The sequence below is a fragment of the Burkholderia sp. HMSC10F09 genome, assembly GCF_001806955.1.
Classification (GTDB): Bacteria; Pseudomonadota; Gammaproteobacteria; order Burkholderiales; family Burkholderiaceae; genus Burkholderia; species Burkholderia multivorans.
The window spans coordinates 1-10,512 of the sequence record NZ_KV786789.1 but is presented as its reverse complement, the minus strand read 5'-3'; the positions used below and the strand labels follow the sequence as shown (position 1 = coordinate 10,512).

Annotated in this window: 10 protein-coding genes; 7 read left to right on the top strand and 3 right to left on the bottom strand. The window is 70.5% G+C overall.

All coding sequences use genetic code 11. The features are described from left to right. The 5 genes from HMPREF3115_RS18960 to HMPREF3115_RS18940 form a co-directional block, all read left to right on the top strand. A partial coding sequence (locus HMPREF3115_RS18960; protein ID WP_141751702.1) for a glycosyltransferase family 9 protein occupies nucleotides 1-573 on the top strand: 573 nt, incomplete at its 5' end. Between the two features lie 3 nt (nucleotides 574-576). Further along, on the top strand, nucleotides 577-2,322 hold the full coding sequence (locus HMPREF3115_RS18955) for a carbamoyltransferase family protein (RefSeq protein WP_070555614.1): 1,746 nt from the start codon (nucleotides 577-579) through the stop codon (nucleotides 2,320-2,322). Beyond that, a complete protein-coding gene (locus HMPREF3115_RS18950; RefSeq protein ID WP_053298961.1) occupies nucleotides 2,319-3,320 on the top strand; it encodes a glycosyltransferase family 2 protein in 1,002 nt (333 codons plus the stop codon). The genes HMPREF3115_RS18955 and HMPREF3115_RS18950 overlap by 4 nt, the downstream gene beginning before the upstream one ends. Then, nucleotides 3,317-4,393 carry a glycosyltransferase family 9 protein gene (locus HMPREF3115_RS18945; protein ID WP_053298962.1) on the top strand — a complete coding sequence of 359 codons (1,077 nt, stop codon included), beginning with the start codon at nucleotides 3,317-3,319 and terminating at the stop codon, nucleotides 4,391-4,393. Before HMPREF3115_RS18950 ends, HMPREF3115_RS18945 begins: the two co-directional genes overlap by 4 nt. Beyond that, entirely contained in the window at nucleotides 4,383-5,333 is a 951-nt protein-coding gene (locus tag HMPREF3115_RS18940) for a glycosyltransferase (RefSeq protein ID WP_006408806.1), read from the top strand. Before HMPREF3115_RS18945 ends, HMPREF3115_RS18940 begins: the two co-directional genes overlap by 11 nt. Before the next feature lie 42 nt (nucleotides 5,334-5,375). Here HMPREF3115_RS18940 and HMPREF3115_RS18935 read toward each other — a convergent pair whose 3' ends face one another. Then, a complete protein-coding gene (locus tag HMPREF3115_RS18935) occupies nucleotides 5,376-6,419 on the bottom strand; it encodes a sigma-54 interaction domain-containing protein (protein ID WP_006407418.1) in 1,044 nt (347 codons plus the stop codon). A 348-nt stretch (nucleotides 6,420-6,767) separates the two neighbouring features. Here HMPREF3115_RS18935 and HMPREF3115_RS18930 point away from each other — a divergent pair, with 348 nt between their 5' ends. Beyond that, the gene (locus HMPREF3115_RS18930) at nucleotides 6,768-8,135 is read left to right on the top strand and encodes a sigma-54-dependent transcriptional regulator (protein ID WP_006398906.1); all 1,368 of its coding nucleotides are present in this window, start codon (nucleotides 6,768-6,770) and stop codon (nucleotides 8,133-8,135) included. Between the two features lie 17 nt (nucleotides 8,136-8,152). Here the strand turns inward: HMPREF3115_RS18930 and HMPREF3115_RS18925 are convergent, their stop codons facing one another. After that, on the bottom strand, nucleotides 8,153-9,079 hold the full coding sequence (locus HMPREF3115_RS18925; protein WP_006407420.1) for a glycosyltransferase family 2 protein: 927 nt from the start codon (nucleotides 9,077-9,079) through the stop codon (nucleotides 8,153-8,155). Further along, nucleotides 9,058-9,753: a PIG-L family deacetylase gene (locus HMPREF3115_RS18920; RefSeq protein WP_006407421.1), complete on the bottom strand. Its 696-nt coding sequence runs from the start codon at nucleotides 9,751-9,753 to the stop codon at nucleotides 9,058-9,060. The genes HMPREF3115_RS18925 and HMPREF3115_RS18920 overlap by 22 nt, the downstream gene beginning before the upstream one ends. Before the next feature lie 116 nt (nucleotides 9,754-9,869). Here HMPREF3115_RS18920 and HMPREF3115_RS18915 point away from each other — a divergent pair. Beyond that, nucleotides 9,870-10,512 (top strand): PAS domain-containing protein (locus HMPREF3115_RS18915; RefSeq protein ID WP_141751701.1); only part of this gene is annotated, 643 nt, incomplete at its 3' end.

The window sequence follows — 10,512 nt, the reverse complement described above, 5'->3', positions numbered from 1 at the left end:
AGCGCCGCGTCGCGGCGCTGGCCGGCCGAGCGCTTCGGCGACGCGGCCGCGCGCCTCGTGTCGCAGTTCGACGGCGTCGCAGTGACGGGCGGCAGCGGCGAACGCGCGCTCGTCGACGCGGTGTGCGAGCGGATCGGCCCGCGCGCGCTGCCGCTCGCCGGCACGCTGCCGCTCGGCGAACTCGGCGCGCTGATCGAGACGGCCGACCTGCTGCTGTCGAACAACAGCGGCCCCGCGCATCTCGCGGCCGCGCTCGGCACGCCCGTCGTCGATCTCTACGCGCTGACCAATCCGCAGCACACGCCGTGGCGCGTTCCGCATCGCGTGCTGAACGTCGACGTGCCGTGCCGCAACTGTTATCGCAGCGTGTGCGAACAGCCGGGACATCCGTGCCTGCGCGGCGTGCGCGTCGACGATGTCGTCGATGCCGCGCACGCGCTGCTGCGCGGCAACGCGCGCGGTGCGCGGCACGCGGGTGCCCGCGCAGCCGCCGCGTCCGACACGTCGCTCGCCGGCAGCGCAGCCGGCGCGTCGAACGTGATTCCTTTCGCGCACGTCATCACCAGGAGCTGACGCATGCCCGAACCGATCTATACGCTCGGCATCAACGCCGCCTTTCACGACAGCGCCGCGTGCCTCGTGCGCGACGGCGTGGTCGTGGCCGCGGCCGAGGAAGAACGCTTCACGCACGTGAAGCATGCGAAACGGCCAGTGCCGTTTTCGACCTGGGAATTGCCGTATCACGCGATCGACTACTGTCTCGCGGAAGCGGGCATCGCGCTCGCGGACGTGCAGCATGTCGCGTATTCGTACGATCCGTGGCTTGAACTCGATCGCCGCGCCGGACAGCCGTCGCTCACGCTGCCGCTCGAACCGTCCGCGCACGCGCGGCCGCCTGGCGGCGAGTCGCCGTGGCATCCGCTGTTCCTGTCGTCGATCGTCAACGCGCCGCGTCAGCTCGCGGGCGGCGCGCCGCACCACCTGCAGCGGCGCTTTCGCGGCGTCACGCACGACGGGCCGTTCCGCTGGCATTTCGTCGAACACCACCTCGCGCACGAGGCGAGCGCGTTTCTCGCGGCGCCGTACGAGCGCTGCGCGGTGATGACGATGGACGGACGCGGCGAGCGCGCGACGACGAGCTACGGCGTGTTCGACGGACGCGCGTACCGGCGCATCGCGCAGGTCGATCTGCCGCATTCGCTCGGGCTGCTGTACGAGCGCGTCACGCGTTACCTCGGCTTCCTGCATTCGTCCGACGAGTACAAGGTGATGGCGCTCGCGTCGTACGGCAAGCCGATCTACGCCGATCAGATGCGCCAGCTCGTGCGCTATCGCGGCGACGGCCGGTACGACGTCGACGAGGCGGATCTGGTCGCGCTGTTCGGTCCCGCGCGCGATCGCGGCGGGCCGATCACGCCGAACCATTGCGACATCGCGCACGCGCTGCAGCTGGTGCTCGAGGAAACGACGCTGCGCGCGGTCGAATGGCTCGCGGCCGAAACCGGCGAGAAGCAGCTCGCGATGGCGGGCGGCGTCGCGCTGAACTGCGTGATGAATGCGCGCATTCGCGATCGCGGCCCGTTCGACGACGTGTGGGTGCAGCCGGCGGCCGGCGACGCCGGCACCGCGCTCGGCGCCGCGCTGTGGACCGATTTCCGCGAGCGCGGCGCGCGCGGCGACTGGCGCATGGATCACGCGTATCTCGGCCCGTCGTTCGAGGACGACGCGATCGAGGCCTTCATCCGCGAAGCGCAGCTGCCGTATCGGCGGCTGAACGACGTCGCCGCGCAGACGGCCGCACTGCTCGCGCAGAACCGCGTGATCGGCTGGTTCCAGGGACGCATGGAGTTCGGCCCGCGCGCGCTCGGCGCGCGTTCGATTCTCGCGTCGCCGATCGATCCCGACATGCAGCGCAAGCTGAACCGGATCAAGGATCGCGAGGATTTCCGGCCGGTCGCGCCGGTCGCGCTCGAAAGCAAGGCGCACGAGTGGTTCTCGGGCGGGCGGCGCGAGCCGCTGCATGCGCCGTTCATGCTGTTCGTCTACGACGTGCGGCCCGAGCGGGCGGAGCGGATTCCGGCCGTGCGCCATATCGACGGCACCGCGCGCGTGCAGACGGTCGCGCCGCAGCAGAACCCGCTGCTGCACGCGCTGCTGACCGAGTTCGACGCGCTGACCGGCGTGCCGGTGCTCGTCAACACGTCGTTCAACACGCGCGGCGAGCCGATCGTCTGCACGCCGCGCGATGCGATCGAATGCTTCTGGACCTCGCCGCTCGATGCGCTCGTGATCGGCTCGTTCCTCATGGAGAAGCCGCGATGAACATGCGCGACACGCAGCTGCCGCCGGTCGTGTCCGTCGTCGTGCCGACCTACCGGCGGCCCGATCTGCTCGAACGCTGTCTCGACGCGCTGTGCGTGCAGGTGTTCGATCCGACGACGTACGAGATCATCGTCGTCGACGACGATCCGGCCGGCAGCGCGCGACCGGTGGTCGACGCATGCCGCGCGCGCATGACCGACGTGCCGGCGATCCGCTACCTGAGCGCGCCCGACACGCAGGGGCCGGCCGGTGCACGCAACGTCGGCTGGCGCAGCGCGCGCGGCGCGCTGATCGCGTTTACCGACGACGACACGATTCCCGATCCGACCTGGCTGCGCCACGGCGCGGCCGCGCTGCTCGCGGAGCCGTCCGCGGCCGCGGCGGCAGGGCGCATCGAGGTGCCGCTGCGGCCGCGGCCGACCGACTACGAACGCGACGCGGCGGGGCTCGCGCATGCCGAATTCGCGACCGCGAACTGCTTCGTGCGGCGCGCCGCGCTCGAACGCGTCGGCGGCTTCGACGAGCGCTTCACGCGCGCGTGGCGCGAGGATGCGGACCTGATGTTCGCGCTGCGCGAGCACGCGGGCCCGATCGTCGAGGTCGAGGACGCGCGCATCGTGCATCCGGTGCGGCCCGCGCGCTGGGGCGCGAGCATCGGCCAGCAGTCGAAGGTCTATTTCGACGCGCTGCTGTACAAGAAGCATCGCACGACGTACCGGCGCCATATCCGGCCGGTGCCGCCCTGGCACTACTACGGCGCGGTGTTCGCGGCGCTCGCGGCGCTCGTTTGCTTCGTCGCGCGCTGGAACGCGGCCGGCGCGGTATTCGCCGGCATCTGGGCCGCGATCACCGCGTGGTTCTGCTGCAAGCGGCTGCGCGGCACGGCGCTCACGCCGTCGCACGTCGCCGAGATGATCGTCACGTCGATCGCGATTCCGCCGGTGTCGCTGTACTGGCGCATCCGCGGCGCACTTCACTTCCGGGTGTTCTTCCTATGACGCTCGACACGTCCTCCCCGCCGGCCCCGCGCACGATCGCCGTGTTCCGCGCGCTGCAGCTCGGCGACATGCTGTGCGCGGTGCCGGCGCTGCGCGCGCTGCGTCGCGGCGCGCCCGATGCGCACATCACGCTGATCGGATTGCCGTGGGCGCGCGAATTCGCGTCGCGCTTCGGCGACTACATCGACGACTTCATCGCGTTTCCCGGCGCGCCGGGACTCGGCGAGCAGGCGGAACCGGAAGCTGCCGCGCGCGACGCGTTCATCGCGAAGTGCCGCGCGCGCGAGTTCGATCTCGCGATCCAGCTGCACGGCAGCGGCGCGCGGACCAACGCGATCGTCGCGTCGCTCGGCGCCGTGCGCACCGCGGGCTTCATGCCGGCCGACGGCGACGCGGCCGCGCTCGACTGTTCGATCGTCTGGCGCGACGAGGAGCCGGAAGTCACGCGCTATCTGCGGCTGATGCACGCGCTCGGCTATCCCGACTGGGGCGACTACCTCGAATTCCCGCTCGGCGGACTCGACTACGCGCTGTGGCACGTGCTCTGCGACGAATACGCGCTCGAAGCCGGCCGCTACGTGATCGTGCACCCCGGCGCGCGGATGGCGTCGCGCCGCTGGCCGGTCGAGCGTTTCGCAAACGCCGCGCGGCGGCTCGCGGACGATGGCTGGCAGATCGTGCTGACCGGCACGCGCGCGGAGATCGCGCTCGCCGGCGCATTCGCCGAACAGCTCGGGCGGCCGTGCGTGAATCTGTGCGGCCGCACGCCGCTCGGCGCGCTGGCCGCGCTGATCGGCCGCGCGCGCCTGCTGCTCTGCAACGACACCGGCGTGTCGCACGTCGCGGCCGCGCTCGGCACGCCGAGCGTCGTCGTCGCGTGCGGCAGCGACACCGCACGCTGGGCGCCGCTCGACGGCGAGCGCCACCGCGTGCTCGCGAACTATCCGTCATGCCGGCCCTGCATGTACGACGCGTGCCCGTACGAGCACGAGTGTGCAGTGGCGATCGGCGTCGACGACGTGATCGATCAGGCGAGCGCGCTGCTCGCGGAGGAGAGACGTCATGTCACGTAAGCGTTTGCGCGTGCTGACCTGGCACGTGCACGGCAACTACCTGTACTACCTGTCGCAGGCGCCGCACGATTTCTTCATCGTGACGAAACCGCAGCATCCGCCCGGTTACGCGGGCCGCGTCGGCCATCTGCCGTGGGGCGACAACGTGCACGAGGTGCCGGTCGAATGCGTGCGCGATACCGCGTTCGACTGCGTGCTGTATCAGCATCACAGCCACTACCAGCACGACCGGCTGCATCTGCTGAGCGACGCGCAGCGCGCATTGCCGACGCTGTTCGTCGAGCACGATCCGCCGCGCGAGCATCCGACCGACACGCTGCACCCCGTGCAGGACCCGAACGTGATGCTCGTGCACGTGACGCCGTTCAACGCGCTGATGTGGGACAACGGCATCACGCCGACACGCGTGATCGAGCACGGCGTGCTCGTGCCCGACAACGTCGCCTATCACGGCACGCTGCCGAAAGGCGTGTCGGTCGTGAACAACCTCGCGCGCCGCGGCCGCCGTCTCGGCGTGGACGTGTTCGAGCACGTGCGCCGCAGCGTGCCGCTCGATCTGGTCGGGATGGGCTCGAGCGAGCTCGGCGGCATCGGCGAAGTGCCGAATCCGGCGCTGCCGCACTTCCTGTCGCACTACCGGTTCTTTTTCAATCCGATCCGCTATACGAGCCTCGGGCTCGCGGTGATCGAGGCGATGATGATCGGCCTGCCGATCGTCGCGCTCGCGACGACCGAAATGGCGCAGCTCGTGAAGACCGGCGTAAACGGCGCGGCCGACACGCGCCCGGCGGTGCTGATCGAGGCGATGCGGATGCTGATCCGCGATGCGGACCTCGCGCGCGCGTGGGGCGAAGCGGCGCGCCGCGACGCGCGCGAGCGCTTCGGCATCGAGCGCTTCGTGCGCGACTGGGACGCGGCGCTGACCGAAGTCGCGGCGTAGCGCCATCGGTGCGGGCCGCGCGACGGCGGCCCGCCCGCTCGCTCACTGGCTCGACGCGTTCGTCGCCGGGTTCGTGCCGCTTCCCGATCCGCCGCCTGCGGTGCCGGAGCCGCCCGACAGGTTCGCGACGAGATTGCGCTCGTGCTCGGGCAGCAGCGCGAGGCGGTTGTACAGCGTTTTCAGGCTGATGCCGAGCGCCTTCGCGGTGCGCGGCTTGTCGCCGTTGAAATGCCGCAGCGACGCGACGATGAAGCGCTGCTGCGTATGCGCGAGCGTCGTGCCGATATGGAGCGTCATCGCGTTGTGCCGCACTTCCTCGCGCGGCGGCTGGCGGCGCGGCAGCTGCAGGTCGATCTGCTCGTCCGCGAGGATGAACGCGCGCTCGACCGCGTTGCGCAGTTCGCGCACGTTGCCGGGCCACGTGTAGGCGCGCAGCGCCTTCATCGCCTGCGTCGACAGCCGCTTGCGCGTGCGATGGCGCGTGTTCAGCCGCTCGACGATCTGCATCGCGATCTCGCCGACGTCGTCCTCGCGCTGGCGCAGCGCGGGCACGTGCAGCGCGACCGTCGCGATGCGGTAGAACAGGTCTTCGCGCAGGCGCCCGCTGCGCACCGCTTCGACCGGATCGTGATGGGTGGCCGCGACGATGCGCACGTCGATCGGAATCGCTTCGTGGCCGCCGACGCGCATGATCGTGTTCGACTCGAGCGTACGCAGCAGCTTGACCTGCAGCTCGAGCGGCATCTCGGCGATCTCGTCGAGAAACAGCGTGCCGCCGCGCGCGGCCTCGAACATGCCGACGTGCTGCGCGACCGCGCCGGTGAAGCTGCCTTTCTCGTGGCCGAACAATTGCGACTCGGCGATATCGCCGGGAATCGCGCCGCAATTGACCGGCACGAACGGCCCGCGCCGACGCGGGCTCATGTCGTGCAGCAGTCGCGCGACAATGTCCTTGCCCGCGCCGCTCTCACCCACGATCAATACGCTTGCGCGCGTGGTGGCGACGCGCGACACCTTCAGCATCAGGGTCTGGATCGAGCGCGAGCGGCCGAACAGCCGCGTGCCGTCATCGTCGGATTTCGACATGGTCTGATATCGGAGTGGGAAGTTTTGACCGAATACGTCACGGCAGAAAGGAAAAAACGACGCGGTGTGCGTCGCCTGTTCGTGCACAGAGCATATCGTCGATATCGTTTGCGAGGCATTGAATATCGCAATCCGCGCGGCCGAAACGGATAGATTTAATCGATGAAGCGAGCACGCAAGACATGCTTCTTCTATACTGCTAAGCACTGTTACTGATGGCAGGACTGCTTGTCTGCCCCGATGACGCGCACCGCGTGATGCGCCGCCGAGTGCCCCGGCGGTCGACGCGCTGCCTACTCGCCGCGGTTCCGGCCGCTCGCGTGCCGGGCCGCACCACAAGGAGCCCAGATGCCTTACGTTCTGATCGTCGAAGACGATGCCGATACGCGCACGATGCTGGCGACGCTTGCGCGCTCGCAGCAACTTACGTGCGACACGGCCGCGACGCTCGAAGAAGCGCGTACGCTCGTCGCGACGCATACCCCCGATCTCGTGCTGTGCGATCTCGTGCTGCCGGACGGCAACGGCATGGATCTGTTCGATGCGTTACCGAAACGCGCGCACTGCGAGATGGTGCTGACCACCGGTCATGCGAGCCTCGAAACCGCGATCGACGCCTTGCGGCGCGGTGCGACCGACTATCTCGTGAAGCCGCTGAACATGCAGCGGCTGAACAGCATCTTCGCGCGCGTGCCGCGCACGACCGCGCTGCATGAAGAAATCGCGGAGCTGCGTTCCGAGCTGCAGCGGCTCGGCCGCTTCGGTCGCATGCTCGGCAGCTCGCCGGCGATGCAGGCCGTCTACGACGCGATCGGCCGCGTCGCGCGCACCGAGGCGTCGGTGCTGCTGACCGGCGAATCCGGCACCGGCAAGGAGCTGGCCGCGCAGACGATCCACGATCTGAGCCTGCGCCGGCGCGGCCCGTTCCTCGCGATCAACTGCGGCGCGATCGCCGCGAATCTCGTCGAGAGCGAGATGTTCGGCCACGACCGCGGCAGCTTCACCGGCGCCGAGCGGCAGCACAAGGGCTTTTTCGAGCGGGCGGACGGCGGCACGCTGTTCCTCGACGAAATCACCGAGATGCCGCTCGAATCGCAGGTCAAGCTGCTGCGCGTGCTCGAGACGGGGCGCCTCACGCGGCTCGGCTCGACGCGCGAGATCGACGTCGACGTGCGCATCGTCGCCGCGACGAACCGCGACCCGGAAGCCGCGATGGCCGACGGCAAGCTGCGGCCCGACCTCTATCACCGCATCAACGTGTTCCCGATTCCGCTGCCCTCGCTGCGCGAGCGCGGCGACGACATCCCGATGCTCGCCGACGCGTTCCTGCAGCGCTACAACGAGGAAAGCGGCCGCAACCTGCGCTTCGCGCCGGCCGCCCGCGAGGCGCTGAAGACGTACGCGTGGCCCGGCAACGTGCGCGAGCTGCGCAACTTCGTGCAGCGCGCGAGCATCTTCAGCGACGTCGACGTGATCGAGACCTTGCCGCCGCCGATCATGGACGAGCTCTCGAGCATGGTCGATTCTCATGAAGATCGCGTGACGGTGCCGTTCGGCACGCCGCTCGAGGAAGTCGACCGCAAGCTGATCCTCGGCACGATCGCGCAGTGCGGCGGCGTGAAGGCGCAGGCCGCCGAAGTGCTCGACGTGAGTCTGAAGACGATCTACAACCGGCTCGCGCAGCTCGAAAACGAATCGGACAAGTCGGATTCCTGATGCCGCCGCGAGCCCGTCTACGCGCGCGCGCGCGCGTTGCGCCGCGCGTCGTCGGCGGCGATCAGGCGACGCATCCGTTCGACGTGCGGCGCGATCGCGCGCCGCTCGCGCAGGATCCACGGCAAGCCCGCGAACGCCCGCACGAGTCCGCGCTCGCGCCGCAGCCGCGGCAGCATCCGCACCGTATGCACGAGCGCCGCGCCGGCCGGCCAGCGCAGCCACGCGGTCCACGCGTCGTTGCGCGCGGCGACGCTCGCGCGCGTGCGCGTGTCGCGCGCCGTCGACGGATAGTGATGGACGGTCAGCGTCGGCGCGTACACGAGCCAGTCGCCGGCCGCGCAGAGGTCCAGCGCGAGCAGCGCTTCCTCGCCGCCGAGAAAATAGCGCGGATGGTATCCGCCCGCGCGCACGAACGCCTCGCGCCGGAACATCGTCGCGCCGGCCAGCAAGCCGAGGATCGGGCGGCCGGGCAGCGGCACCGGCGCTTCGAGCGGGCTCGCGGCCATCACGCCGCAGGTCGGGTCCTCGCGCTCGTCCGGGCCGACCAGCACGCGCGCCGTGAGCGCGGCCACGTGCGGATACGCGTCGAGCAGATCGGCCGCGTCGCGCAGCGAGCCGGCCGCCCACCACGTGTCGTCGTCGCAGAACGCGACGTAGGGCGTGCGCGCGACCGCGACGCCGAGATTGCGGCCGGCCGCGCCCGGATTGCCGGGCGCCGCGACGAGCGCCGCGTGCGGAAAGCGCGCATGCACGAGCGCGGCCGTCGCCGCGTCGGCCGCGTTGTCGACGACGACGATCGCGGGCCGGTCCGGCAGCGCGGTGAGCCGCGCGAGCGTGCGCGCGAGCTCGTCGGGGCGCCGGTACGTGAGCACGACCGCGGTCACGCGCGGCTCGTGCGCCGTCAGCGCGACGCGTGCGGGCGTTACGCGTACGTGACGTCGCATTCGAGCTGCCAGTACGTTTCCGGTTTGCGGAGGTCCGCGAGCATATGCGGCTCGAACAGCGCGATCTGACTCGCGTACGCTTCGACCGCGCGCGCCTTGGCGTCGCGGGCCCCCGTGCGCTCGCCGGCCGGCGAGCCGACCGGCCGCGCGATCCAGCCGTGCTCGCGCCAGCCCACCACGCGTTTCGCCATCAGCCCCTCGATGCGCCGATACGGCACGTCTTCGTAGAAACGCCACACGCGCGCCGTATCATCGTCGCGCAGCAGCATCAGCATTGCCTGCTGCACCTGCAGATGGTCGCGATGGAACAGGCCGGCCGGCGCGAGCACGCCGTAGCCGGGATGCTCGGCGATCGCGGCCGCCACGCGCGCGGCAATGGCCGACGGCGCGGCCGGCGTGCCGTACTGGTCGTCGAGGAAGTCGAGCCATACCGGCCGCGCATCGAGGATCGACAGCGCGCGGCGATCTTCGTCGCGGCGCGCGCGCATCGCTTCGTCCGCGCTGCGAAAGCCGGCGCGCCGATCCCAGGGCGGCGCAACGGTCCCGGCCGGCGGAATGCCGGCGAACACCGTGACGACGACCGACCCGGGTGCCTGCGCGAGCAGTTGCCCGCAACTGAACACCGCGTCGTCGAGATGCGGCGAAACAACGAGCCAGCGAGTGGGAGCAGTCATGGCAGAGGGGACTCCATCGTATGCGGCAGCGTCCGCGGTGCGCATCGGCAAGCACGCGGCATGCCCGCGCCGGCGACGCGCCACGACGGCCGGGCGACACGCCGGGAGCGCAGCCGATGAGTGAAAAGATGCGCACGCATGCCGGAAATTGCGCGACGGCCGTCATGTTCGTCGCGATCGCGACGGTGCTGCAGGCGCTCGCGATTCGCTTCGGCGGCGCGAACATGCCGCTCGCGGTGTACTACCCGTTGCTCGCGGCGATCGCCTGGGCGACGTCGTTCCTGTTCGGCCTGATCGCGACGCTCGCGAGCAGCGTGCTCGTGTGGACACTGTTCCTGTCCGATCCGGCCGCGTACGCGATGTCGCTGTCGGAGCGTCTCGTGCGGCTCGGCGAATTTGCGCTGATCGGCGTGCTCGCGTGCGCAGTCGTCGCGGCGGTGCGCCATGCGCGCGTGACGAACGAGCGTGCGCGACGCCGCGAAGCCGCGGCGCGCGCGCAGTTCGAGGCGCTGCTGAATGCGTTGCCGGACGGCGTGATCGCCGCCGATACGAACGCGCGGCTGACCTACGTGAACGCGGCGGCGGCCGCGCTGCTCGGCTGCCGGCCGGACGACGCGGCCGGCCGCGCGCTGCGCGACGTGCTGCAGCTGACCGATCGCGACGGACGGCGCGTGCAGACCTCGGCGCTCGAACATGCGCTCGGCGGCACGCGCACGACCTGCGAGCGCCACTGGCTGCGCGCGGCCGGCGGCGAGCCCG